Source organism: Streptomyces sp. NPDC002734 (assembly GCF_040295685.1).
Classification (GTDB): Bacteria; Actinomycetota; Actinomycetes; order Streptomycetales; family Streptomycetaceae; genus Streptomyces.
In genome coordinates this window covers 1-25,199 of the sequence record NZ_JBEOVU010000009.1, presented here as the reverse complement: position 1 = coordinate 25,199, position 25,199 = coordinate 1, and the positions used below count along the sequence as shown (strand labels likewise).

21 protein-coding genes are annotated in these 25,199 nt (G+C 69.8%); 11 read left to right on the top strand and 10 right to left on the bottom strand.

Annotated features, from left to right (window positions below):
• Positions 1–27: 27 nt before the first annotated feature.
• Positions 28–1,338 (top strand): MFS transporter, encoded by a 1,311-nt coding sequence (locus tag ABT026_RS10390; protein WP_351113750.1) that lies wholly within the window; start codon positions 28–30, stop codon positions 1,336–1,338.
• Between the two features lie 107 nt (positions 1,339–1,445).
• Here the strand turns inward: ABT026_RS10390 and ABT026_RS10385 are convergent, their stop codons facing one another.
• Complete coding sequence (locus ABT026_RS10385) at positions 1,446–2,888, bottom strand: CCA tRNA nucleotidyltransferase (RefSeq protein WP_351113749.1); 1,443 nt, start codon at positions 2,886–2,888, stop codon at positions 1,446–1,448.
• Positions 2,889–3,145: 257 nt separating this feature from the next.
• Here ABT026_RS10385 and ABT026_RS10380 point away from each other — a divergent pair, with 257 nt between their 5' ends.
• From ABT026_RS10380 to trxA, 7 genes are all read left to right on the top strand, one after another.
• The gene (locus ABT026_RS10380) at positions 3,146–5,491 is read left to right on the top strand and encodes a DUF6049 family protein (RefSeq protein ID WP_351113748.1); all 2,346 of its coding nucleotides are present in this window, start codon (positions 3,146–3,148) and stop codon (positions 5,489–5,491) included.
• Between the two features lie 46 nt (positions 5,492–5,537).
• A complete protein-coding gene (murJ, locus tag ABT026_RS10375; RefSeq protein WP_351113747.1) occupies positions 5,538–7,799 on the top strand; it encodes a murein biosynthesis integral membrane protein MurJ in 2,262 nt (753 codons plus the stop codon).
• 117 nt (positions 7,800–7,916) lie between these two features.
• Complete coding sequence (locus tag ABT026_RS10370; protein ID WP_351113746.1) at positions 7,917–9,593, top strand: protein kinase family protein; 1,677 nt, start codon at positions 7,917–7,919, stop codon at positions 9,591–9,593.
• Positions 9,594–9,674: 81 nt separating this feature from the next.
• Positions 9,675–10,388 (top strand): RNA polymerase sigma factor SigM, encoded by a 714-nt coding sequence (sigM, locus tag ABT026_RS10365; protein WP_351113744.1) that lies wholly within the window; start codon positions 9,675–9,677, stop codon positions 10,386–10,388.
• Positions 10,385–11,287 (top strand): RsmA family anti-sigma factor, encoded by a 903-nt coding sequence (locus ABT026_RS10360; protein ID WP_351113743.1) that lies wholly within the window; start codon positions 10,385–10,387, stop codon positions 11,285–11,287. The genes sigM and ABT026_RS10360 overlap by 4 nt, the downstream gene beginning before the upstream one ends.
• Positions 11,288–11,447: 160 nt before the next feature.
• Positions 11,448–12,419 carry a thioredoxin-disulfide reductase gene (trxB, locus tag ABT026_RS10355; protein WP_351113742.1) on the top strand — a complete coding sequence of 324 codons (972 nt, stop codon included), beginning with the start codon at positions 11,448–11,450 and terminating at the stop codon, positions 12,417–12,419.
• A gap of 35 nt (positions 12,420–12,454) precedes the next feature.
• Positions 12,455–12,787, top strand: a complete 333-nt coding sequence (gene trxA / locus ABT026_RS10350; RefSeq protein WP_351113741.1) for a thioredoxin — start codon at positions 12,455–12,457, stop codon at positions 12,785–12,787.
• 110 nt (positions 12,788–12,897) lie between these two features.
• Here the strand turns inward: trxA and ABT026_RS10345 are convergent, their stop codons facing one another.
• The 9 genes from ABT026_RS10345 to rpmH form a co-directional block, all read right to left on the bottom strand.
• On the bottom strand, positions 12,898–13,515 hold the full coding sequence (locus ABT026_RS10345) for a GNAT family N-acetyltransferase (protein WP_351113740.1): 618 nt from the start codon (positions 13,513–13,515) through the stop codon (positions 12,898–12,900).
• 138 nt (positions 13,516–13,653) lie between these two features.
• Positions 13,654–14,784, bottom strand: a complete 1,131-nt coding sequence (locus ABT026_RS10340; protein WP_351113739.1) for a ParB/RepB/Spo0J family partition protein — start codon at positions 14,782–14,784, stop codon at positions 13,654–13,656.
• Positions 14,781–15,917 carry a ParA family protein gene (locus ABT026_RS10335; protein ID WP_351113738.1) on the bottom strand — a complete coding sequence of 379 codons (1,137 nt, stop codon included), beginning with the start codon at positions 15,915–15,917 and terminating at the stop codon, positions 14,781–14,783. Before ABT026_RS10335 ends, ABT026_RS10340 begins: the two co-directional genes overlap by 4 nt.
• 372 nt (positions 15,918–16,289) lie before the next feature.
• Positions 16,290–17,009 carry a 16S rRNA (guanine(527)-N(7))-methyltransferase RsmG gene (rsmG, locus tag ABT026_RS10330; protein ID WP_351113737.1) on the bottom strand — a complete coding sequence of 240 codons (720 nt, stop codon included), beginning with the start codon at positions 17,007–17,009 and terminating at the stop codon, positions 16,290–16,292.
• A 121-nt stretch (positions 17,010–17,130) separates the two neighbouring features.
• Complete coding sequence (locus ABT026_RS10325) at positions 17,131–17,643, bottom strand: Jag family protein (RefSeq protein WP_351113736.1); 513 nt, start codon at positions 17,641–17,643, stop codon at positions 17,131–17,133.
• Between the two features lie 19 nt (positions 17,644–17,662).
• Positions 17,663–18,967, bottom strand: a complete 1,305-nt coding sequence (gene yidC, locus ABT026_RS10320; RefSeq protein ID WP_351113735.1) for a membrane protein insertase YidC — start codon at positions 18,965–18,967, stop codon at positions 17,663–17,665.
• 3 nt (positions 18,968–18,970) lie between these two features.
• Complete coding sequence (gene yidD, locus ABT026_RS10315; RefSeq protein WP_351113734.1) at positions 18,971–19,345, bottom strand: membrane protein insertion efficiency factor YidD; 375 nt, start codon at positions 19,343–19,345, stop codon at positions 18,971–18,973.
• The gene (gene rnpA, locus ABT026_RS10310; RefSeq protein ID WP_351113732.1) at positions 19,342–19,713 is read right to left on the bottom strand and encodes a ribonuclease P protein component; all 372 of its coding nucleotides are present in this window, start codon (positions 19,711–19,713) and stop codon (positions 19,342–19,344) included. The genes yidD and rnpA overlap by 4 nt, the downstream gene beginning before the upstream one ends.
• A gap of 21 nt (positions 19,714–19,734) precedes the next feature.
• A complete protein-coding gene (gene rpmH / locus ABT026_RS10305; protein WP_003975051.1) occupies positions 19,735–19,872 on the bottom strand; it encodes a 50S ribosomal protein L34 in 138 nt (45 codons plus the stop codon).
• A gap of 506 nt (positions 19,873–20,378) precedes the next feature.
• Here rpmH and dnaA point away from each other — a divergent pair.
• The 3 genes from dnaA to ABT026_RS10290 form a co-directional block, all read left to right on the top strand.
• Complete coding sequence (dnaA, locus tag ABT026_RS10300) at positions 20,379–22,484, top strand: chromosomal replication initiator protein DnaA (RefSeq protein ID WP_351113730.1); 2,106 nt, start codon at positions 20,379–20,381, stop codon at positions 22,482–22,484.
• Positions 22,485–23,477: 993 nt separating this feature from the next.
• The gene (gene dnaN / locus ABT026_RS10295; RefSeq protein WP_351113885.1) at positions 23,478–24,608 is read left to right on the top strand and encodes a DNA polymerase III subunit beta; all 1,131 of its coding nucleotides are present in this window, start codon (positions 23,478–23,480) and stop codon (positions 24,606–24,608) included.
• A 193-nt stretch (positions 24,609–24,801) separates the two neighbouring features.
• Positions 24,802–25,199: NAD(P)-binding domain-containing protein (locus ABT026_RS10290; protein ID WP_351113729.1), on the top strand; the 398-nt coding region annotated here is incomplete at its 3' end.

The window sequence follows — 25,199 nt, the reverse complement described above, 5'->3', positions numbered from 1 at the left end:
GGGCCTGCGTATGTGAGGCTGAGCGCCATGTCCGCTGTACGCGACCTGTCCGTCCTGCTCCGCCTGCGGGACTTCCGACGCCTGCTCGGTGTTCGACTGCTCTCGCAGGCGGCGGACGGCGTCTATCAGGTGGCGCTCGCCACCTACGTCGTCTTCTCCCCCGAGCAGCAGACCTCGGCGGCGGCCATCGCCTCCGCCATGGCCGTACTGCTCCTTCCGTACTCCTTCGTGGGTCCGTTCGCCGGGGTCCTTCTCGACCGGTGGCGCCGCCGTCAGGTCCTGCTGTTCGGCAGCCTGCTGCGCGCGCTGCTCGCCCTGGTGACCGCGTTCCTCATGCTGGGCGGTGCGCCCGGGCCGCTGTTCTACGCCTCCGCGCTGTGCGTGACGGCGGTCAACCGCTTCGTCCTGGCCGGCCTCTCGGCCTCCCTGCCCCGCGTCGTCGACGGCGAGCAGCTGGTCACGGCCAACTCCCTCACTCCGACGGCAGGCACCCTGGCGGCCACCGTCGGTGGCGGTCTGGCCTTCGTGGTCCGCCTGGCCGGCGCGGACTCGGACGCCGTGGTGGTGCTGCTGGGCGCCGCTCTCTACCTCTGTGCCGCGCTCGCCTCGCTCCGCATGGCGCCGTCCCTGCTGGGGCCGGACCGGAACGGGGTTACCGCCCCGAAGATGCGTCAGGCGGTCAGCGGCACCGCCCGCGGCCTGGCCGACGGTCTTCGGCACCTCGGGGAATCCGAGAGGCGGCAGACGGCCTGGGCGCTGGTCGCGATGACGCTGATGCGCTTCTGCTACGGCGCCCAGACGGTGATGGTGCTGATGCTCTGCCGTCACACCTGGAACGACGAGACGACCGTGGGAGGCACACGGGACGGCCTGGCGCTGCTGGGTGTGGCAGTCGCGGTCTCGGGGGCCGGCTTCTTCGCCGCCGCGGTGATCACGCCTTCGGTGGCCGGTCGACTGGGCCCGATGCGCTGGATGACGATCTGCGCCGGGAGTGCCACGGTGCTCGCACCGGCACTGGTCCTGCCGTTCCGCCCGACGTCCGTCCTGGTGGCCGCCTTCGTCCTGGGGCTTGTCACCCAGGGCGCGAAGATCTCGACCGACACGGTGGTGCAGTCCCACACCGAGGACAAGTTCCGGGGCCGGATCTTCTCCCTGTACGACGTCCTCTTCAACGTGGCGTTCGTCGCCGCGGCCGGGCTGGCGGCACTGATGCTGCCGCACGACGGTCGCTCCCCGTCCCTGGTCCTCACCGTGGCGGCGCTCTACGGCCTCACCACACTGGTCCTGCTGCGGCTCGCCGGCCGGGCACCAGACCGGACGCGGCCCTCGGACGCGTGATGGGCAATGTTTCACGTGAAACATCGCCCATCACTCCACCACCTCGCCACCACCTCCGGACACCGACGTTTCACGTGAAACGGTGACCGGTCGGCGGTCGGGCCTGATCAGCTCTGGCCGGCCCACCATTCCTTGAGCGCTGCCACGGCGGCGTCGTGCTCCATCGGCCCGTTCTCCAGGCGAAGCTCCAACAGGAACGAGTAAGCCCGACCGATCACCGGCCCGGGGCCGACGCCCAGAATCTCCATGATCTGGTTGCCGTCGAGGTCCGGGCGGATCGAATCCAGCTCCTCCTGCTCCTGCAGTTGGGCGATGCGCTCCTCGAGTCCGTCGTAGGCGCGCGACAGCGCGGTCGCCTTCCGCTTGTTACGGGTGGTGCAGTCCGAGCGAGTCAGCTTGTGCAGGCGGTCGAGAAGAGGACCTGCGTCCCGCACGTAGCGGCGCACCGCGGAGTCGGTCCACTCGCCGGTCCCGTACCCGTGGAAGCGAAGGTGGAGTTCGACCAGTCGGGAGACGTCCTTCACCATCTCGTTCGGGTACTTCAGCGCTGTCATGCGCTTCTTGGTCATCTTGGCGCCCACCACCTCGTGGTGGTGGAAGGAGACCCTGCCGTCCTGCTCGAAGCGGCGGGTGCGCGGCTTGCCGATGTCGTGGAGCAGCGCGGAAAGACGGAGGACCAGGTCGGGGCCGTCCTCCTCCAGGTCGATGGCCTGCTCCAGCACGATCAGCGTGTGGTCGTAGACGTCCTTGTGCCGGTGGTGCTCGTCCCGCTCCAGGCGCAGCGCCGGAAGCTCGGGCAGCACGTGGTCGGCCAGACCGGTGTCCACCAGCAGCGTGAGGCCCTTGCGCGGCCGTGCGGAGAGGATCAGTTTGTTGAGCTCGTCCCGGACCCGCTCGGCGGAGACGATCTCGATCCGGCCGGCCATGTCGGTCATCGCGGCGACCACCTCGGGCGCCACCTCGAAGTCCAGCTGCGCCGCGAAGCGCGCGGCGCGCATCATGCGCAGCGGGTCGTCGGAGAAGGACTCCTCGGGGGTGCCCGGCGTGCGCAGCACGCGGCGTGCCAGGTCCTCCCGGCCTCCGTGCGGGTCGATGAACTCCTGCTCCGGAAGCGCGAGCGCCATGGCGTTGACCGTGAAGTCCCGCCGCACCAGGTCCTGCTCGATGGAGTCGCCGTAGGACACCTCGGGCTTCCGTGAGGTGCGGTCGTACGCCTCCGAGCGGTAGGTGGTGACCTCGATCTGGTAACCGTCCTTCTGGCAACCCACGGTGCCGAAGGCGATGCCCACCTCCCAGACGGCCTCGGCCCACGGCCGGACGATCTTCAGGACGTCCTCGGGGCGGGCGTCGGTGGTGAAGTCCAGATCGTTGCCCAGCCTGCCCAGCAGGGCGTCCCGTACCGATCCGCCGACCAGCGCGAGACGGAACCCCGCGTCCTGGAATCGGCGTCCTAGGTCGTCGGCGACGGGAGCCACGCGGAGCAGTTCGCTGACCGCGAGGCTCTCGGCCTGGCTCAGGGCACTGGACTTGTCTTCATTGGCGTTCGGCACAACAGAAAAGAGTACGTGGCCCGGCCCCGCCACCGCTCGCCAGTAATTTCCGAGTGCCCGGGTGACGGTCCACACAGTGAGCTTGATCGTGCTGGAGCGGTCCGCGGCGCATCTGCTCCTCGCACCTCGTTACCATGCCTGGACGCACACTCGGACAGGCGCCGACGAGCGGCACGATCCGCGACCGGTCGCGTACGACCGGCAGCCGAGAATCCGGTACCGAAGACCACCACCGACGACGAGGGACGGACGAGCGCGTGGCCCAGGCGGCAGACTTCCAGGGGATGAGTTCCTCACCTGGCCGCCGGTGGTTGCGGCGCACCGGCGCAGTGCTGGCCGGAGCGCCTCTGCTGGCCGGCTTCCTCTTCCTGCCCTCCGCCGAGGAGGCGACCGCGGCTCCGGCGAGCGCGCCGACCACGGCGAAGACCGCCGAAACCGCCTCCGGTCCGGTCTCGGTCTCTCTGAACAAGGTGACGCCCGGCGTCCTCTCCGAGGGCGACACGCTGACCGTGTCGGGCACCGTCACCAACACCACCAAGAAGCCGATCACCAAGGCCCGGGTGGACCTCCGGCTGGGACAGGCCCTGGGGACCCGCTCGGCCATCGACAACGTCTCCCGGCACACCGCGTTCCAGCCCGGTGTGGACGGCAACCCGGTCGGCGGCAAGTACACCACCGGGTTCGAGCGGCTTGAGCCGAAGGTCTCGCAGGTCTTCACCATGACGGTCCCGGCCGACGAACTGGGCCTTGGCGAGGCGGGGGTCTACCAGTTCGGCGCCTCGGTCTCGGGCCTGACCGCTGAACAGCCGTGGGCGGAGCAGGTGCTCGGCATCCGGCGGACCGTCCTTCCCTGGCAGCCGGACACCCGGACCGCCACCCGCACGACCTTCCTGTGGCCGTTGATCTCGGATGTCAGCATGACCGCCGAGACCGCCTCCGACGACGACCGGGCCCCGGTGTTCCTGAACGACTCCCTGGGCAAGGAGATCGCACCCGGCGGCCGCCTGGACCGGATGGTCTCCCTGGGCGACGACCTGGACATCACATGGGTGGTCGACCCGGACCTTCTGGCCACGGTCGACGTGATGGCGGACAGCGCCTACGAGGTGAAGGGGGAGGACGGCCGCAGCGTCCGCGGCGCGCATCAGAAGGATGCGGCCCGCTGGCTGTCCAAGCTCACCGCGGCGGTCCAGGACGAAGAGGTCGTCGCGCTGCCGTTCGCGGACCCGGACCTGGCGTCCATCGCGCACAACGGCCGCAACGTCAGCGGCACCCTGAACCAGCTCAAGAGCGCGACCGATGTGGCCGCCCTGACCGTACGGACCGTCCTCCACGTGGAGGCCTCCACGGAGTACGCCTGGCCCGTCGACGGCGCGCTCGACCCCGCGATCAAGAACGTGGCCACCTCAGCCGGCGCCGACAAGGTGATCGCACGCAGCGACAGTCTCAAGGACGGCCTGTCGTACACCCCGTCCGCCGCCCGGCCCATCGGCGGTGGCACCACCGCCGTGGTGGCCGACGCACTGCTGTCGACCGCCTTCCAGGGCGACCTGTCCCGGGCGGAGAACTCCACCCAGGCCGTGCAGCAGTTCCTCGGACAGAGCGTCGCGATCACCCAGCAGACCAGCCGGGAGCGCAGCATCCTCGTCGCTCCGCAGCGCACGCCGTCCGCCGCCCAGGCGCAGGCCATGGCCGAGGCCCTGACCGCCCTCCGGGAAGGATCCTGGTCCCTGCCGCAGGCGCTGTCGGAGACCGCGGAGACGGACCCCGATCCGCGCGCCTCCTCGTCGCTGCCGCCCCGCTCGGCCTACCCCTCCGCACTGCGCAAGAAGGAACTCCCCCGAGAGGCCTTCGAGCAGATCGCACGGACGCAGGACAAGCTCAACAGCTTCAAGGTCATCCTCAGCAGGAAGGGACGCGTGGTGACTCCCTTCGGACTGGCCATGAACCGCGCGATGTCCGTCTCCTGGCGGGGGCACGCCGGGGCGGCGGGCGACTACCGTGCCGATGTCAAGGCGTACCTGGACGACCTCGCCGATCGTGTGTGGCTGATCGACAAGTCGGAGACCAAGCTCTCCGGGCACAGCGCCACCATCCCGGTGACCGTCAAGAACGACCTCCTGCAGGACGTCGAGGGCCTGGTGGTCAGGCTGACCTCCACCAACCCGACGCGTCTGGAGATCAACGGGAAGCGGTACGACGAACAGCCGATCACCGTGGCCGGCAGCCGCAGCCAGTCGGTGAAGTTCACCACCTCGGCGAACGCCAACGGCCCGTCCACCGTCGTCGCCCAGCTCTACACCGAGGACGGCCAGGCCTACGGTCGTTCGGTGACGTTCAAGGTGCGGGCCACCGAGGTGACGGCGACGGTCATGCTGGTGATCGGCGGCGGCGTGCTGATCCTGGTGCTGGCCGGATTCCGGATGTACACCCAGCGCAAGCGCGCCGCGGCCCGCCGCGACGCGGAGGCCGACGCCGCGGCCGAGCAGGGGGACGGCCCCGGCCGGACTCCGGACGCCTCCGAGCAGGCGAGTGACCCGGCCCCGGACACCTCGGCGGAAAGCGCCGACCCGTCCGCCACGGGTGAGAAAGTGGACCGTTGAGCGATGTCGAGGCCGGTCGGCCCGGGAACCATGAGGTGGGGTAACCATGAACGCGCCGTACGACGGTGACCGCGGCCGGTCCGCGAGCGGGCCGGGCCACCCCGGGGTGCCGCCGACCGAGCACGGGCAGGTGCCTCCGCCGCCCGCGGACACGTACTTCCAGGACGCCCACGACCAGGATCCCTACCGTGGCCAGGACCTGCCTACGCAGGATCCGGCCGGCGACGGGCTCTACGACCCTTCGGTGCGGCCGCCGGTGACGCCGGAGGCGCACGCCCCGCAGGGGGGTCCGCGGGCCCCCGAGCCGCCCCGCGCTCCGGACCCGCGGGTCTGGGCCCCGGCACCCGGCCAGGCGCCGGCAGGCGCCCGGCCGTCCGCGGACGACCACTCCCCTTACGTCGGCGTCGACGAGCTGGTGAGCGGCGCCCCCTCGGCGGGTCAGAACCAGGACGCGTTCGCCAACCTCTACCGCGACCAGCAGCCGAGCGGTGCCCGGCCTCCGGTCGGCCCCGCAGCGGGCGCGGGGATGCCCCCGGTGGGCGTCCCTGGCCCCGCGCAGCCTCCGACGGTCCCCGGCGTGCCTCCAGGGCCCGCCGGCGCGCCTCAGGCCCGCCCAGAGCCGTCCGGCCCCGCGGCCGGCGGACCGGAGGAGCCCGCGGCGGCGGCCAAGAAGGGCGGCCGCGCCTCCGGCATCCTCAAGTCGAGTGCCGTGATGGCCGCCGGCACCCTGGTGTCGCGGCTCACCGGCTTCATCCGGTCGATGATGATCGTCGCCGCCCTGGGCCTCGGGCTGCTCGGTGAGGCGTTCCAGGTCTCTTACCAGCTGCCGACGATGATCTACATCCTCACCGTGGGTGGCGGCCTGAACTCGGTCTTCGTGCCTCAGCTGGTGCGCGCCATGAAGAACGACGAGGACGGCGGCGAGGCGTACGCCAACCGCCTCCTCACCCTGGTGATGGTGTCGCTGGCCGTCCTCACCGGGCTCGCCATGGTGGGCGCACCGCTTCTGGTCCGGGCCCTGTCGGACTCCCTCGCCGGAGACCCCGCGGCGAACGACGTCGCCGTCACCCTCAGCCTGTACTTCCTGCCCACGATCTTCTTCATGGGCGTCCATGTCGTCATGGGTCAGATCCTCAATGCGAGGAACCGGTTCGGCGCGATGATGTGGACCCCGGTCCTCAACAACATCGTCATCATCGTGACGCTCGGCATGTTCCTCTGGGTCTACGGCACGTCCGCCGACTCGAAGATGAGCGTGGAGAGCATCCCGCCGGAAGGCGTCCGTCTCATCGGCATCGGCGTGCTGCTGGGATTGGTGGTCCAGGCGCTGGCGATGATCCCGTACCTCAAGGAGAGCGGCTTCCGCCTCCGACTGCGCTTCGACTGGCGCGGACACGGCCTGGGCAAGGCCGCCAAGCTGGCCAAGTGGACCGTCCTCTTCGTGCTCGCCAACCAACTCGGCGCAGTGGTGGTCTCCCAGTTGGCCACCCGGGCCCTCATGGACAGCGGCGACAAGAACGGCACCGGCTTCAGCGCCTACGCAAACGCCCAGCTGATCTGGGGCCTGCCGCAGGCGATCATCACCGTGTCGCTGATGGCCGCGCTGCTGCCCCGGCTGGCCCGCTCCGCCGCGGAGGACGACACCGGCGCGGTCCGGGACGACATCTCGCAGGGCCTGCGGACCACGGCCGTCGCGATCGTCCCGATCGCCTTCGGCTTCATCGCCCTGGGCGTCCCCATGTGCAACCTGATGTTCGGCGGCTCCGGCACCTCCGCGGCGACCAACATGGGCTACATGCTGATGGCCTTCGGCCTCGGCCTGATCCCCTATTCGGTCCAGTACGTGGTGCTGCGTGCCTTCTACGCCTACGAGGACACCCGGACCCCCTTCTACAACACCGTGATCGTCGCGGCGGGCAACGCCGGCGCGTCGTTCCTCTGCTTCCTGCTGCTGCCGGCCCGCTGGGCCGTGGTCGGCATGGCCGCCTCCTACGGCCTGGCGTACGGCATCGGCGTGGGCGTCGCCTGGCGGCGCCTGCGCAAGAAGCTCGGCGGTGACCTCGACGGCTCCCGCGTACTGCGGACATATGCCAGGCTCTGCATCGCGTCGGTTCCGGCCGCCGCACTCAGCGGGGCCGTCTGCTACGGCATCGGCCAGACTCTGGGCTGGAGTCTTCTCGGATCGCTGAGCGCGCTCATCCTGGGCGGCATCGTTCTTCTCGGAGTCTTCTTCCTCGCCGCCCGGCGGATGAGGGTGGAGGAGCTGAACTCTCTGGTCGGCATGGTCAGGGGACGCCTCGGGCGATGAGTCCGGGGTAGGCGCACAACCATCGGCCGCCACCGCTTGTCGTGCGGAGTGACGGACTGTGGGCACAATGGGTTTCGGCGTGGTGAGCACGCGATGGATGGGGAGGCAGGAACGACGGTGGCGGAACGAAGCACAGCTGCCGTCGACGTGGCAGGCAAAGGCGGCGACGAGTCGTCGACCGCCGAGGCGGAGAAGTCCACGGCCGACGGGGTGGCCCAGAAGCGGCAACCGGGCACGGAGCACGACCAGACGCAGGGCGACATGGTCGTGACGGACCAGGTCCCGGCCCAGGCGCTCGAACTGCACAGCGGTCACAAGCTGGCCAGGCGGTACCGCCTGGAGGAATGCGTCACCCGTCTGGACGGGTTCAGCAGCTGGCGGGCGATGGACGAGATGCTGCGCCGTGCCGTCGGCGTGCACATCCTGCCGACCGACCACCCTCGCGCCCGTTCGGTCCTGTCCGCAGCCCGCGCCGCGGCTCTCCTCGGTGACCCCCGGTTCGTCCAGGTCCTCGACGCGGTCGAGGACGACGACCTCGTCTACGTGGTCCACGAGTGGCTCCCCGACGCCACCGAACTCACCGGCCTGCTGGCCTCCGGACCGCTGGAGGCACACGAGGCCTACCAGATGGTGCTACAGGTCTCCCAGGCCATGGCGGCGGCCCACCGCGAGGGCCTCGCCCACCTCTGCCTCACCCCGAGCACCGTTCTGCGGACCTCCGCGGGACAGTGGCGGATCCGCGGCCTCGCCGTGAGCTCCGCCCTGCGCGGCATCAGCACGGACACCCCGCAGCGCGCCGACACCGAAGCCCTCGGCGCCCTTCTCTACGCCGCCCTCACCCACCGCTGGCCCTACGAGACGGATGCCCACGGTCTCGCCGGCCTGCCCAAGGACCTCGGGCTGATCCCCCCGGACCAGGTCCGGGCCGGGGTCCACCTGGGCCTGTCCGAGCTGGCGATGCGTGCCCTCGCCAACAACGGCGCCACCGCCTCCCGCCACGAGTCCGCCTGCACGACTCCGGAGGAGCTGGCCAAGGCGGTCACGGAGATGCCGCGCGTCCGGCGCCCCGAGCCTTCCTTCACCCCGCCGTCGGAGTACGCGCGGCCTCCCTACGCCCCGACCGGCTACACGGCGGCGGGCCCCGTGCCGCCGCCCGTGCCCACCCCGCCCGCTCCGCTGGACACCAAGACGGGCAAGGCGCTCAAGTGGGCCGTCTCGGCGCTCCTGATCGCCGCCCTGGGCCTCGGCAGCTGGCAGCTCGCGGCCACCTTGCTGGACAAGAAACCCGAACCGCTCGACACGGTGCCGCAGAACGCGCCGCAGGATGAGAAGCCGAAGACGCCTCTGCCGATAGCCATCAAGGACGCCACGGATTTCGATCCGTTCGCCAGGGACGGCCGCGAGAAGCCCGCGGACATAGGGAAGGTCTACGACAAGACGCCCGGCACCTACTGGCAGACGGACTACTACTCGGGTGATGCCAAGTTCGGCAATCTGAAGCCGGGTGTCGGAGTCATCCTCGACCTCGGCAAGAAGCAGTCGGTCGGCAAGGTCACTGTCACGTTCGTGGGTGAGACCTCGGTCGAGCTGCGCGCGGCCTCCGGCGCGGACGGCGCACAGCCCAACTCCTTCGACGCGTTCAAGAAGGTGGCCCAGGGCTCCGGTACGAAGGTCACGCTCACTCCTGGCAAGGACCTCGAGTCCCGCTACCTTCTGGTCTGGCTGACCAAGCTGCCGCCGGAGAGCGCCGGCACGTTCCGCGGCCGGGTGGTCGACATCAAGGTGACCAGCTGACGCATCGGGGACGGGTCGCCGCTCCGGATGCCACAGGGTGAGCGGCCCACCCCGGGCAAGGAACCACAGGGGGAGGGGCGGATGGCGGACGTCGGCGGGTACGGCGGAACGAACGACCAGGAACTGCTGGACCTCCACCTCCGGGGCGACCCCGACGCCTTCGGTGAACTGGTCCGCCGCCATCGTGACCGGCTGTGGGCGGTGGCACTCCGCACCCTCGGCGACCGGGAAGAGGCGGCCGACGCCGTCCAGGACGCCCTGGTCTCCGCCTACCGCTCCGCGCACACCTTCCGTGGCCACTCGGCCGTCACCACCTGGCTGCACCGCATCACCGTGAACGCCTGCCTGGACCGCATCCGCAAGGCAGCGACCCGCAGAACGTCACCGGTGGACGACCCCGAGCGCATGGAGCAGTTGCTGGAGCCGCACGAGGCGGCCTCCGCCCCGGCCGAGCGCAACGACCTCCAGCGGGAACTGGTCGCGGCTCTCGCCACCCTGCCCGCCGACCAGCGTGCGGCCCTGGTCCTGGTGGACATGCAGGGGTATCCCGTCGTGGAGGCGGCGGGCATCCTCGACGTCCCCGTCGGCACCGTGAAGAGCCGCTGCGCCCGAGGGAGAGCACGGTTGCTGCCTCTGCTGACCCATCTGCGGCCGCCCCGTGCCCGACCAGGACACCCTTCGGGTGAAGGACGGAACCACCCGCCCCGCGCGTCCGTCCCACCTGGGGTCTCTGAGAAGCCCCTCACCGGACCCACCGATTCTGCTACCGCGAAGGGCGGAGGTGAACGAGCGTGACCGCGACGAAGGACACGGCCGGGCACCCGGACGTCACCGAGATCTCCGACCTGGCGGAGGGGGCACTCGCGCCCGACCGTACAGAGTCGGTGCGCGGTCACCTCGACGACTGCGTGCTCTGCGCCGACGTCCTCTCGGCACTGGAGGAGATCCGCTGCGCCCTCGGAACCCTCCCGGGCCCGGTGCGGATGCCTGCCGACGTCTCCGGACGGATCGACGCCGCCCTCGCCGCCGAAGCGCTGCTGAGCGCCTCCGACACCGCGGCTGCCGCATCCCCGGGTGCGCTCGACCCCGGTGCTGCTCGTGCGGCAGATGTTTCACGTGAAACAGAGCGAGACGCGGCACGGCCCGCCGGCCGCGCCGGATCGCGTCCCGCTGGCCGGAAGCCCGTCGCAGCCACCGGCCCGGGCCGCCCCGGTGAAAGCAGGCCTCGGACGCGCGCATCCCGCCGACGCTCCCTGACGCTCGGCGCTGCCTTCGTCGCTGCGGCGCTCGGCATCGGCGTCTGGGTAACCCAGCCCTTCCAGACGGACACGCCCCCCGCCACGGCGGCCACCTTCTCCGGACAGCCGCTCCAACAACGCGTGACCGGCCTCCTCGACGAGGCCGACATCTCTACGCAGTCGTCCTCTCCCCAGCCCCGTACCCTGGTCCGGCCGGCTGTCGAGGTCCCCGCCTGTATCCGGGCAGGGATCGGTGGAGATGCGGAGGCACTCGCCGCTCAGCGCGGCAGGTTCCAGGAGAAGGACGCCTACCTGGTGGTCCTTCCCGACCCCGCGAAGGACTCCCGGGTGACTGCCTACGTGGTGGACGCTTCGTGCATCACCCAGGCCTCCTCGGGCAAGGAGACCAAGGGAGACGTTCTCCTCCGGCGCTCGTACGCCCGGTCCTCGAACTGACGACGACCGCTGGACGCCCGCCCTGAGACACTCGCGTGCCCGCGCACAGCGGGGAATGCCCGGCCTCTAGGATCCGTTGGGGTGAGGTGAGAGCACCGAACCAGGCTCACCGCACCAGAAGAGCCCCTGAAGACGCAGTCCAGAGACGAGGAAACCCGCCGTGAGCGACGTCCGTAACGTGATCATCATCGGCTCAGGGCCCGCCGGCTACACGGCGGCGCTCTACACCGCGCGCGCGTCGCTGAAGCCGCTGGTGTTCGAGGGCGCCGTCACCGCCGGTGGCGCCCTGATGAACACCACCGAGGTCGAGAACTTCCCCGGCTTCCAGACCGGCATCATGGGCCCGGAGCTCATGGACAACATGCGCGCCCAGGCGGAGCGCTTCGGTGCGGAGCTGATCCCGGACGACGTCGTCTCCGTCGACCTGGCCGGTGAGATCAAGACCGTCACCGACACTGCGGGCACGGTGCACCGCGCCAAGGCCGTCATCGTCACCACCGGCTCCCAGCACCGCAAGCTGGGCCTGCCGAACGAGGACGCGCTCTCCGGGCGAGGCGTTTCCTGGTGCGCCACCTGTGACGGCTTCTTCTTCCGGGAGCACGACATCGCCGTGATCGGCGGCGGCGACACAGCGATGGAGGAAGCGACCTTCCTCTCCCGGTTCGCCAAGTCGGTCACCATCGTCCACCGCCGGGACACCCTGCGAGCCTCCAAGGCGATGCAGGAGCGTGCCTTCGCCGACCCGAAGATCCGGTTCATCTGGGACAGCGAGGTCGCCGAGGTGCAGGGCGACGCCAAGCTCTCGGGCCTGAAGCTGCGCAACGTGAAGACCGGCGAGCTCTCGGACCTGGCGGTCACCGGTCTGTTCATCGCCATCGGTCACGACCCGCGCACCGAGCTCTTCAAGGGTCAGCTGGAGCTCGATGACGAGGGCTACCTCAAGGTGGACGCCCCCTCCACCCGCACCAACCTGACGGGCGTCTTCGGCGCCGGCGACGTGGTGGACCACACCTACCGTCAGGCGATCACCGCCGCAGGCACCGGCTGTTCCGCCGCCCTGGACGCCGAGCGCTACCTGGCTTCTCTCTCCGACTCCGAGCAGCAGGCGGAGCCGGAGAAGACCTCGGCCTGATTTCCTTCCCCCCGATTCGTAGTGAGGAGCCCTCAGTGGCTGGCAGCCTGAAGAACGTCACCGACGAGACCTTCGAAGAAGAGGTCTTGAAGAGCGACAAGCCCGTCCTCGTGGACTTCTGGGCCGCTTGGTGCGGCCCGTGCCGTCAGATCGCCCCGTCGCTGGAAGCGATCGCCGCCGAGCACGCGGACAAGATCGAGGTCGTCAAGCTCAACATCGACGAGAACCCGGCGACTGCGGCGAAGTACGGCGTCATGTCGATCCCGACCCTGAACGTCTACCAGGGCGGCGAGGTTGCCAAGACCATCGTCGGCGCCAAGCCGAAGGCGATGATCGTGCGGGACCTCGACGAGTTCATCTCCGAGTGAGGCCATGTTTCACGTGAAACCTCGTTTCACGTGAAACATGCGAGGAACACGCCGGCGAAGGGCCGACCCGGACGGGTCGGCCCTTCGCCCTTCTCCGGCTCCGCCGGCCCTCAGAGCGGGCGGAGTGCCGGTTCCTTCTGCACGGCGCCCAGCAGCCGGTCCAGGGCCATCTCGACGTCCTCCTTCCAGGAGAGCGTCGAGCGCAGTTCCAGGCGCAGTCGCGGGTAGGTCGGATGGGAGCGGACCGTCTTGAAGCCGACCGCCAGCAGATGATCCGCGGGGAGCAGACAGGCAGGCTCCTTCCAGCGTGCGTCGCCGAATGCTTCCACCGCTTTGAAGCCCCGCCGCAGCAGATCCTTGGCCACGGTCTGCACCAGGACCCGGCCCAGGCCTTGTCCTTGGAACTCAGGAAGAATGAACGACGTGATCAGTTGGACGGCGTCCGGGGAAACGGGACTGGTGGGGAAAGCCGTGGCACGCGGCACATAGGCCGACGGCGCATAGAGCACGAACCCGGCCGGCACGTCGTCCACGTAGACGAGGCGGCCGCAGGAACCCCAGTCCAGCAAGACGGCGGAGATCCAGGACTCCTTCTCGCCCTCGGCTGTGCCGTCCTGGAGAGCCGTCTCCCCACTGAAGGGGTCCAGTTCCCAGAAGACACACCCTCGGCAGCGCCGCGGTAGGTCCTGGAGATTGTCCAGTGTGAGCGGAACAAGCCGACGCCCCATGAACGCTCTTCCTCGCTTCCTGTGGTCCCACCCTCCACCATGAGGCCCTTATGCCCGCTCCACAAAGCAAAGCGCGGGTCGTGTCCGGAACTAGCCGAACATGACCCGCGCTGCCGATTCAGTCGGGGCGATCGTCGCCTACTCGATCGGGTCCCCGGCGTGCCCGTCTTCCTCGGCGTGGGGCGTCGAGATGTCCTGGAGCATGGGCGCCTCGTCGGGAGCCAGTGTCGTCAGGATGCGCTCGAGGTCCTCCACGGACGCGAACTCGACCGTGATCTTGCCCTTGGTCTTGCCGAGGTCGACCTTGACGCGCGTCTCGAAGCGGTCCGACAGACGGGTGGCGAGCTCAGAGAGAGCCGGCGAGACCTTGGAGCCGGCACGCGGCCCCTTGGCCCGAGCGGGCTTCTCCGGGCCGGTGCCCATCAGCTGGACGATCTCCTCCACCGCACGGACCGACAGCCCTTCGGCGACGATCCGCTTCGCCATCCGGTCCTGCTCCTCCGCGTCCTCGATGGAGAGCAGCGCGCGGGCGTGGCCGGCCGAGAGCACGCCCGCCGCCACGCGCCGCTGTACCGCGGTGGACAGCTTCAGCAGACGCAGCGTGTTGGAGACCTGAGGCCGGGACCGGCCGATCCGGTCCGCCAGCTGGTCATGAGTGCACTCGAAGTCCTTGAGGAGCTGGTCGTAGGCGAAGGCCTCCTCCAGCGGGTTCAGCTGCGCGCGGTGGAGGTTCTCCAGCAAGGCGTCGAGGAGGAGCTTCTCGTCCTCGGTCCCGCGGACGATCGCAGGGATCGCCTCCAGGCCGGCCTTACGGCTGGCCCGCAGCCGGCGCTCGCCCATGATGAGCTCGTAGCGCCCCGGCCCCGTCTGCCGGACCACCACGGGCTGCAGCAGGCCGACCTCCTTGATGGAGGTGACCAGCTCCGCCAGTGCGTCCTCGTCGAACTCCTTGCGGGGCTGCCGAGGGTTGGGGGTGATGGCGTCCAGCGGGAGTTCGGCGAAGTACGCGCCCACCGGGGGAGCCGGCAGCTCGGAGGCCGACCCCGCTGCGTGGTCCTCCTCCCGAAGGGCCGACGGCAGGGACGCCAGCTTGGCCGCCGGAACACCGCGCTCTCCGGCAGAACCAGGGACCGTCGGAACCGTCTGGGTCGCCGTGCCCGCGGAGACCGGAGCGGCCGTCCCGGGACCACCGACCGGCCTGTCCCCTGTCGGTGCCGCGGGGATCAGCGCGCCAAGCCCGCGGCCCAGCCCTCTGCGTCGTTCACTCACTGGATCCCCTCCACCATGTTCTGTCCGCTCATCATCTGACCGTCCGCGACCTGACCGCCCTGCGGCTGCCCGCCGGACAGCTGCCCCACCGCAGCGCCCGTGTGGGCCTGCGAGCCGTCGTAGCGGATGCCCACGCCCCGGAGTGCGAGCTCCCGTGCCGCCTCCAGGTAGGAGAGGGCACCACTCGAACCTGGATCGTAGGTCAGAACCGTCTGCCCGTAACTGGGGGCCTCGGAGATCCGCACCGAGCGCGGGATGCTGGTGCGCAGCACCTCCTCGCCGAAGTGGGTGCGAACCTCTTCGGCGACCTGGGACGCCAGGCGCGTCCGGCCGTCGTACATGGTGAGCAGGATCGTCGAGACATGCAGGTTCGGGTTCAGGTGGCCCCGGATCAGCTCGACGTTCCTCAGCAGCTGCCCCAGACCCTCCAGCGCGTAGTACTCGCACTGGATGGGGATGAGCACCTCCGCGCCGGCCACCATCGCGTTGACGGTCAGCAGGCCCAGGGACGGCGGGCAGTCGATGAGGACGTAGTCCAGCGGCTGCTCGTACGCCTGGAGCGCACGCTGTAGGCGGCTCTCACGGGCCACCAGAGAGACCAGCTCGATCTCGGCACCGGCCAGGTCGATGGTGGCGGGCGCACAGAAGAGCCCTTCCACGTCCGGTACCGGCTGCACCACTTCGGAGAGAGGGCGGCTGTCCACCAGGACGTCGTAGATCGAGGGGACCTCGGCGTGGTGGTCGATCCCCAGCGCGGTCGAGGCGTTGCCCTGGGGGTCGAGGTCGACCACCAGGACGCGGTTCCCGTGCAGCGCCAACGAGGCGGCGACGTTGACCGTCGTGGTGGTCTTACCGACCCCGCCCTTCTGGTTGGCGACCACGATGATCCGGGTCTGCTCCGGGCGGGGCAGACCTTCCCCGGCAGCGCGCCCCATGGCGTCCACCGCCTGCTGGCTGGCGTGTCCCATAGGGGTGTCGTCCATGGGGGGCGGTGTTTCACGTGAAACATCGTCCCCCTGCGACTCGGTGCGGGGACCGGGGACCGGATCGGTCATCGGTCCCGCGATGTTGGCGTCGGACCGCAAGGATTCACTCTCCTCGACTTCAGGCTCTCTATACACAGAGCGTCCCATGCCTTTGGGGGTGCGAACCAGTGAGGCCGGTCGTTCTGTGGAGAAATCCGCCTCTGTGGACAACTTGTCGCCCCGGTCCGGTGAACCGCTGGAGGGTTTCCGGAGGGGGGTGGCGGGCTTACGGTCGCGGGGTTCGGCGGCGGCGTGGCTGCGGCCGATGACGCCTTGCAGGAGTGAGCGACGTTTCACGTGAAACAACGATGCCGAGCCTGGGGCCGACGGGCCCTCCGACACTCCGGACGACAGGAACGTGGGGCCTGCGTGAACCGGGGTGGAGTACCAGCAGACGCCAGTGACCACCGGCGGACCCCCGGAGGGGGCACGCGGCCGCGCGTGGCCGTGGGCGGGGCAGCGCTCCGCCCACGGCAGGTGTCAGCGGCGGCGGCGGGCGGCGCGGGCTGGGCGGGCAGCCTTGGCGCGCTTGGCAGCGAACCGGACGCCTCCCGGGCTCTCGCCGACCTTCACCTGCACCACGGTCGACAGCGGATCCACCACGCCGTCGCCGACCTGGAGGACGCCGGTCTCCACGGCACCGAGCTTGCTGAGCGCGGAGGATGCGGCCTTCAACTCCTCCTCGGCGGTGTCGCCCTTCAGTGCGAGCATCTCGCCGTAGGGCCGCAGCAGCGGGATACCCCAGGTCGCCAGACGGTCCAGCGGCGCCACGGCGCGCGCGGTGACCACGTGGACCGGAGGCAGCTTGCCGAGGACCTCTTCGGCACGGCCGCGTACCACCGTCACGTGGTCCAGCCCGAGCAGCTCCACCACCTCGGTGAGGAAGTTGGTGCGCCGCAGCAGCGGCTCGAGCAGCGTGATCTTCAGATCACCGCGGACCAGGGCCAGCGGGATGCCGGGGAGGCCGGCGCCGGAACCGACGTCGCAGACGGTCACGCCCTCGGGCACGGCCTCGGAGAGCACCGCGCAGTTCAGCAGGTGCCGTTCCCAGAGCCGGGGCACCTCACGTGGGCCGATGAGCCCGCGCTGCACGCCTGCCTCCGCCAGCAGTTCGGCGTACCGCACGGCGTCGTCGAAGCGATCGCCGAACACTGCACGCGCCTGCTCGGGCGCAGGGGGAAGCTCTGCTGCCTCCGTCACGAGGACCGTCCTTCCGTACCGCAAAAAGCGCACTGGGCGCTGACCACCAGAACTACCAGGCTGACAAAGTCACGGCCCCGTCTGCTCAACAGACGGGGCCGTGGAACGTACGCGCGCCGAATCAGGCAGGCAGTACGACGACGAAGCGCTGCGGCTCCTCGCCCTCGGACTCACTCCGCAGACCGGCGGCCTTGACCGCGTCGTGCACGACCTTGCGCTCGAACGGAGACATCGGGCGCAGCCGCACCGGCTCACCGCTGCTGCGCGCCTCGGCCGCGGCCTTGGCGCCGATCTCGGAGAGCTCCTCGCGCTTGCGGGCCCGGAAGCCGGCGATGTCCAGCATCAGGCGGCTGCGGTCACCGGTCTCCCGGTGCACGGCCAGGCGAGTGAGCTCCTGGAGAGCCTCCAGCACCTCACCGTCACGGCCGACCAGCTTCTGCAGGTCGCGGCCGCTCGAGTCGCTGATGATCGACACGGCCGCCCGGTCGGCCTCGACGTCCATGTCGATGTCGCCGTCGAGGTCGGCGATGTCCAGCAGACCTTCCAGGTAATCCGCCGCGATCTCGCCCTCCTGCTCCAGGCGGGTCAAGGCGTCCGCGCCGTCGGCGGCGGAGGGGATGGTGCCTTCCGTCACGGGATGGGCTCCTTCTTGCTTACTTCTTGGACGAGGACTTGGAGCGCTGCTGGGGACCCTTACGGCCCGACTGGGCCCGGCTGCGGCCGTTGCCGGCGCCACCGGCCCTGGTGGCACCGCCCTGGGGCTTGGCGCCCTGCGGCTTGGTGTCCTGGGGCTCGGAGCTCGGGTGGCCGCCCTCGGCGGCCTCCGCCTCCTCCTCGGCCGCGTCGGCGGCGGCCTTGACGGCGGCCTGGCGCTGGGCCTTGGTCTGGCGCTTCGGCTGCTGGCGCTTGGGGGCGCCGGCGGGGGTGGTGGCCCCGGGCCCGTCGACGGCCTGGTCGGCGGCGAGCTTCTCGCTCTTCACCACGGTGCCGTCGGGCTGGGCGGCGAAGCCCATCTTGTTGAGCCCGGTGATGAACTTCCGCTCGGCGGGGTTGCGGTCACGGCCCTTGGCGACGATGGCCTTGACGATGGCGCGGCGGCCACGGCCACGGAGGGAACCGCTGTGCTCGATCTTCTTGGCGAGCCGCTCGAGGTAGGAGGCCTGGGCCTTGGAACCCGGGGTCGGGTTGTTGTGGATCACGTACATCTGCTGGCCCATGGTCCACACGTTGGTGGTCAGCCAGTAGACGAGGACACCGACCGGGAAGTTGATGCCGAAGACCGCGAAGATCACCGGGAAGACGTACATCAGCATCTTCTGCTGCTGCATGAACGGCGTCTTCACCGAGGTGTCGACGTTCTTCGTCATCAGCTGGCGCTGGGTGAAGAACTGCGACAGCGACATCAGGACGATCATGACCACGGTCACGACGCGGACGTCGGTGACGCTGGCCTGGAGCGGCCCGAGCACCGACTCCGGGCTGGTGAACTTGGCAGCGAGAGGAGCGCCGAAGATGTGGGCCTGGCGGGCGCTGTCCACCAGGCTCTGGTTCAGGACGCCGATGGGCTCGCCCTGCGCGATGGCGTTCAGGACGTGGTACAGCGCGAAGAAGAAGGGCGACTGCGCCAGGATGGGAAGGCACGAGGAGAGCGGGTTGGTACCCGACTCCTTGTACAGCTTCATCATCTCTTCGGACTGGCGCTGCTTGTCGTTCTTGTAGCGCTCCTGGATCTTCTTCATCTCGGGCTGCAGCGTCTGCATGGCCCGGGTCGCCTTGATCTGCTTCACAAAAAGCGGGATCAGGCAGATGCGGATCAGCACCACCAGGGACACGATCGACAGACCCCAGGCCCAGCCGCTGGACTCGCCGAAGAGAGCGCCGTAGACGGTGTGGAACTGGACGATGATCCAGGAAACGGGTGTGGTGATAAAGCTGAAGAAGCCGGCAATCGTGTCCACTAATCATGCTCCTTGGGCATGGGACGGGGTCTCTGCGGCCGGGCTCGGGGAGGGGTCGGGCTGGTTGCCCGTCTCTCCTCGCTCCACGGTGGCGGATTCGGCGGAGGTCCCGCCCTTGCGTGCGTGCCAGAAGGCTCGCAGCATCTCGTGCCAGCGCGGACGTTTCCGCTCAGGCACATGGTCCACGCCGCCGAGCGACCACGGGTTGCAGCGCAGGATGCGCCACGCGGTGAGCGCCGATCCCTTGATCGCACCGTGCCGGTCGATGGCCTGGTAGCCGTAGTGGGAGCACGACGGGTAGTACTTGCACACCGGCCCGAGCAGCGGACTGATCGTCCACTGGTAGAGCTTGATCAGAGCCAGCAGCGGGTACTTCATCGCGTGCCCCCTCCCAGCAGCCGCTGGAGGGCGGCGTCCAGGTCTCGGGCCAGTTCTTCGTTGGCCGCGCCGCCCGCGGGGGGCAGCGCTCGTACGACTACCAGGCTACCGGGGGGCAGCTGAGCGACCCGCTCGCGCATCAAGTGACGAAGTCGACGCTTCACCTTGTTGCGCACCACTGCTCCGCCCACGGCTTTGCTCACGACGAAACCCGCACGCGGCGGGGGAGCGCTCTCCCCCTGCGCGTGCGGGTCCGTGGCACCGCTACGAAAGTGGACGACGAGGGACGGGCGGCCTGCCCGGCGCCCTCGTCGTACAGCGGTCGCGAAGTCCTCGCGCCGCCTCAGCCGGTTGTCGGTGGGCAGCACGACGTCATGACCTGACCGGAATCAGGCGGACAGACGGGCGCGACCCTTGCTGCGGCGGGTCGCCAGGATCGCGCGGCCGGCACGGGTCCGCATACGCAGCCGGAAGCCGTGGGTCTTCGCGCGACGACGGTTGTTCGGCTGGAAGGTGCGCTTGCTCACTCGGGGGCTCCAGAAATGAATCGGTGGGTGGCGGGTGCCGTCTGGCTGTCACCGTGCGCCCACGAGTAGCTCGCTTACGCCCGAGTGCACCGCTTCTCGATCACTGGTACGTGATCTTTGCCCATCGGAGGCAGGCGGCAGCAGCCATCGACAACTCGACCTGGTCACGGTACGCGCGGCTGCGCCATCCGGTCAAACCCGACGGTTGTGTGACCCCGGCAGCCTACCTCGTGACCGCAGCTCACCAGGGGTGCGACAGACCTTCGGAGGGACGGGGCGGAAGACGCCTTCCCTCTCGATTTCCGGCCCGGCGTGGCACGGCGGCACACTGTCCACAGGCTGGGGACAACGACTTGATGCACAGCCGTTGCCCTGACTACCGTGGGTGGACTCCCGTTTCGTTCGGTTCTCCCCCGGCCCGACTGATTCGTTACCTGCCGTCCGCCGGACGGCCGACCGATCGTCCCGCACCACACCGACGTGGGACCTGTGAGAGAGCGTGCACTGTGGCTGACGTACCCGCCGATCTTGCCGCAGTGTGGCCCCGGGTGCTGGACGGGCTCCTCGGCGAGGGTCGTGGGCAGGGAGTGGAGGCCAAGGACGAGAGGTGGCTGCGCAGCTGCCAGCCGCTGGCCCTGGTCGCCGACACGGCGCTCCTCGCGGTCCCCAACGAATTCGCCAAGACGGTGCTGGAGGGACGGCTCGCCCCGGTGGTCAGCGACACGCTGACCCGTGAGTGCGGGCGCCCCATTCGTATCGCCATCACCGTCGACACCTCCATGGGTGAGCCGCCGGCTCCGTCCACGTCGCCGTCGGGCGGCGGCCAGGAGGAGCTGGAGGGCCCCGCGGCCGCTCCGGCGCGCGAGGCCGCGCCGGAGTCCCGGCAGGAGCAGCTGCCCACCGCGCGCCCTGCCTACCCGGAGCACCAGCGCCCGGAGCCCGGGGCGTGGCCGCGTCCGGGACAGCAGGACTTCGGCTGGCAGCAGCAGCCGCTCGGTTTCCCGGAGCGCGATCCGTACGCCACGCCCTCCTCCTCCCAGGAGTACGGCGGCCAGGACTACGGCCAGGACTACGGGGCCCAGGAGTACGGACGGCACCGCGCCCCCTACGGCCGGTCCGGCGACTACGACCGCCAGGACTACTCCCGCTCCGAGTACGAGCGGCGCGACCACGACCGCCGGGATCACGACCGCCGCGAATACGACCGGTCTCCCGCCGAGCGCCCGGAGCGTCCCGAGTACGACCGGAGCGACTACGAGCGCCCCGAGCGCAAGGACTTCGAGCGGCCCGACTACGGCCGGCCCGGGTACGAGCGTTCCCCCGACTCCCGTGGCGAGCGCGTTGACCGCGGCGACCACACCGACCGGGACGCGCGCCAGGACCGCCAGGACCGCGGCGACTACGAGCGTCCGCAGCGCGGCGACGGCGGCTACGAGCGGCCCGGCTTCGACCGGGGCGGGTACGACGGCTACGCACCGGCGCCCTCCTCCGTCTCCTCGCCCTCCTCGGGGTCCTCCTCTTCTTCTCTGGGCGGCTCCGGCGCGGGCGGTGGTGCGGGGACCCCGGGCGTGGGCGAGCCCGCGGCGCGCCTGAACCCCAAGTACCTCTTCGAGACGTTCGTCATCGGCGCCTCGAACCGCTTCGCGCACGCCGCGGCGGTGGCCGTGGCGGAGGCGCCCGCCAAGGCGTACAACCCCCTGTTCATCTACGGGGAGTCCGGGCTCGGCAAGACCCATCTCCTGCACGCCATCGGGCATTACGCGCGTAGCCTCTACCCGGGCACCCGGGTGCGGTACGTGAGCTCGGAGGAGTTCACCAACGAGTTCATCAACTCGATCCGTGACGGCAAGGGCGACAGCTTCCGCAAGCGCTACCGGGAGATGGACATCCTGCTGGTCGACGACATCCAGTTCCTCGCGGACAAGGAGTCGACGCAGGAGGAGTTCTTCCACACCTTCAACACCCTGCACAACGCGAACAAGCAGATCGTGCTCTCCAGCGACCGGCCGCCCAAGCAGCTGGTGACGCTGGAGGACCGGCTGCGCAACCGGTTCGAGTGGGGTCTGATCACCGACGTCCAGCCTCCCGAGCTGGAGACCCGGATCGCGATCCTCCGCAAGAAGGCCGTGCAGGAGCAGCTGAACGCCCCGCCGGAGGTGCTGGAGTTCATCGCCTCGCGGATCTCGCGGAACATCCGTGAACTGGAGGGCGCGCTGATCCGGGTGACGGCGTTCGCCTCGCTCAACCGGCAGCCGGTGGACCTGGGGCTCACCGAGATCGTTCTCAAGGACCTGATCCCCGGCGGCGAGGACTCGGCGCCGGAGATCACCGCCTCGGCCATCATGGCGGCCACCGCCGACTACTTCGGGCTGACCGTGGAGGACCTGTGCGGTACCTCCCGCGGCCGGGCGCTGGTGACGGCACGGCAGATCGCCATGTACCTGTGCCGTGAGCTCACGGACCTGTCTCTGCCGAAGATCGGCGCGCAGTTCGGCGGCCGCGACCACACGACGGTGATGCACGCCGACCGGAAGATCCGCGCCCTGATGGCCGAGCGGCGCTCCATCTACAACCAGGTCACCGAGCTCACCAACCGCATCAAGAACGGCTGAGGCGGCACGAGCCGCCGGCGGCAGGGGGCAACGGTTCCGCACCCGGCCGGGGCCCAGACCCCGCCACCGTCCCGCACGAACGCGTCACGAGCGCCCCGGAGTTCCGCTCCGGGGCGCTTTTCGTCGCCCGTGACGGCCCGTCGGCCGCCTCAGGGGTCGCTGCCAAACCGCTCTCGGGGAGTTGTCGGGCGCTTTCGGGAGGGGAACACCCGCCCACTCCGTTCGAGCGGAGCCGGGGTTACGGTCTTCCTCCACAGATTCGGGGACTTTCTGGCATCCACAGCCTGGGGAGGGCCACGTTGTCCAGAATGTGTCCACAGGTAACCCCGGTGACCGCTCATCAGAACAGGTCAGCGCCCTGTGGATTCGTGGACGAAGAGTTTCCACAGCCTGTGGACAGTCTCGAAGCCCACAGGAGGCCGCTTCGGTTGTCCACCGGCAACCCACAGGTTGTGGCTGGTTGTCCCCAGCGAACCGGCGGTTCTCCACATCACTGTCCACTGTTCGGCAACATCCAGGGCCGGATCACTGCTCGGAGTGAAGCGCGTCACATCATGCTGCGGGAGTGGGGTGTGGGAAACCTGGGAAAAGCTGGGGACGCAGCTGGGGAGAAGTAGCCCCTCCCTGTGCATGGGCTGTGCAGAACTTTCCGCCGTCCACAGAACCACCGGGTTGTCCACCGGCTCCACCCACAGGGTCGGTGGATAAAAAACCGGGGCTGACCTGGGAAAACGGGGTTATCCACGGTATCCACAGCCCCTACTACTACTCCCAACTTGAGAGAGCCGGGAATTCGTTTCGAAGTGGGTCCTGTGCACAACTCGGCTCGGGCGGCCCTGACGGGCCTCGGTGCGACTTGACCCGAGCGGCAACAGCTGTCAGCGGGATGCGTCAGACTGGTCCCCGGTGGTTCTCCCCTCCCGGGGAGCCGGCTACACCACCGACGAAGGCCAGCAGGGCGAGGGACGCCGGCAACAGCAGGAGGCGGCAACGGTGAAGATCCGGGTGGAACGCGACGTACTCGCGGAGGCGGTGGCCTGGGCTGCGCGCAGCCTGCCCGCCCGTCCGCCGGCCCCGGTCCTCGCGGGCCTGCTGCTGAAGGCCGAGGACGGGCAGCTGAGTCTCTCCAGCTTCGACTACGAGGTCTCGGCCCGGGTCTCGGTGGAGGCCGAGGTCGAGGAGGAGGGCACGGTGCTCGTCTCCGGCCGTCTCCTCGCCGACATCTGCCGCGCCCTCCCCAACCGCCCGGTGGAGATCTCCACCGACGGCGTGCGGGCGACGGTGGTCTGCGGCTCGTCCCGGTTCACCCTCCACACCCTCCCTGTGGAGGAGTACCCCGCGCTCCCGCAGATGCCGAACGCCACCGGCACGGTCCCCGGCGAGGTCTTCGCCGCGGCCGCCGCCCAGGTCGCGATCGCCGCGGGCCGCGACGACACCCTCCCGGTGCTCACCGGTGTGCGCATCGAGATCGAGGGCGACACCGTCACCCTGGCCTCCACCGACCGCTACCGCTTCGCGGTCCGCGAGTTCCTGTGGAAGCCGGAGAACCCGGACGCCTCCGCGGTGGCGCTGGTGCCCGCCAAGACGCTGCTGGACACCGCCAAGGCGCTGACCAGCGGTGACAGCGTGATCCTGGCGCTCTCCGGCTCCGGCAAGGGCGAGGGCCTGATCGGTTTCGAGGGCGCCGGCCGCCGCACCACGACGCGACTGCTGGAGGGCGACCTCCCGAAGTACCGCACGCTCTTCCCGACCGAGTTCAACAGCGTGGCCACCATCGAGACGGCCCCGTTCGTCGAGGCCGTCAAGCGCGTGGCCCTGGTCGCCGAGCGGAACACCCCGGTCCGGCTGACCTTCGAGCAGGGCGTGCTGATCCTGGAGGCGGGCTCCAGCGACGACGCACAGGCTGTGGAGAAGGTCGACGCCAACCTGGAGGGCGACGACATCTCGATCGCCTTCAACCCGACCTTCCTGCTGGACGGCCTGAGCGCCATCGACTCCCCGGTCGCGCAGCTGTCCTTCACCACGTCGACCAAGCCGGCACTGCTCAGCGGCAAGGCCGCCGTGGACGCCGAGGCCGACGAGGCCTACAAGTACCTGATCATGCCGGTCCGCCTCAGCGGCTGACCTGCTGTCCCTCCGCGGTGCCAGGGGTGTGCCCCGCGCACCGCGGAGCCGTTTTCCGGACGGTTCCGCGCACCGCGGAGCCGCCCCGGACGGGTGGCGCCGCACGCGGCGTCGCCTGCCACCGGTCGAAGCACCAGGTCAAGGGGCCGCCCATCGGGTGGCGGTGCGGAGCCGGGTTTACGCTCGGACGTGGGTGCCGGAACGCGCCCACACCCCACCTCGCAACCAAAGGGAACTACTGATGGAGCTCGGTCTCATCGGCCTCGGCAAGATGGGCGGCAACATGCGCGAGCGGATCCGCCGCGCAGGCCACACCGTAGTGGGCTACGACCGCAACCCGGACGTCTCGGACGTCCACAGCCTGCGTGAGCTTGTGGACAGCCTGCAGGCGCCGCGCGTGGTGTGGGTGATGGTCCCGGCCGGCGCCGCGACGCAGTCCACCGTCGACGAGCTGGGCGAGCTCCTGGAGCCCGGTGACGTGGTGGTCGACGGCGGTAACTCGCGCTGGACGGACGACGAGAAGCACGCCGCGGAGCTGGCCGAGAAGGGCATCGGCTTCGTGGACTGCGGTGTCTCCGGCGGTGTGCACGG

Coding starts and splice junctions, on each gene's coding strand:
- ABT026_RS10390 (WP_351113750.1), top strand. CDS start 28: ATGTCCGCTGTACGCGACCTGTCCGTCCTGCTCCGCCTGCGGGACTTC.
- murJ (WP_351113747.1), top strand. CDS start 5,538: ATGAACGCGCCGTACGACGGTGACCGCGGCCGGTCCGCGAGCGGGCCG.
- sigM (WP_351113744.1), top strand. CDS start 9,675: ATGGCGGACGTCGGCGGGTACGGCGGAACGAACGACCAGGAACTGCTG.
- ABT026_RS10345 (WP_351113740.1), bottom strand. CDS start 13,515: ATGGGGCGTCGGCTTGTTCCGCTCACACTGGACAATCTCCAGGACCTA.
- ABT026_RS10335 (WP_351113738.1), bottom strand. CDS start 15,917: ATGGGACGCTCTGTGTATAGAGAGCCTGAAGTCGAGGAGAGTGAATCC.
- yidD (WP_351113734.1), bottom strand. CDS start 19,345: ATGAAGTACCCGCTGCTGGCTCTGATCAAGCTCTACCAGTGGACGATC.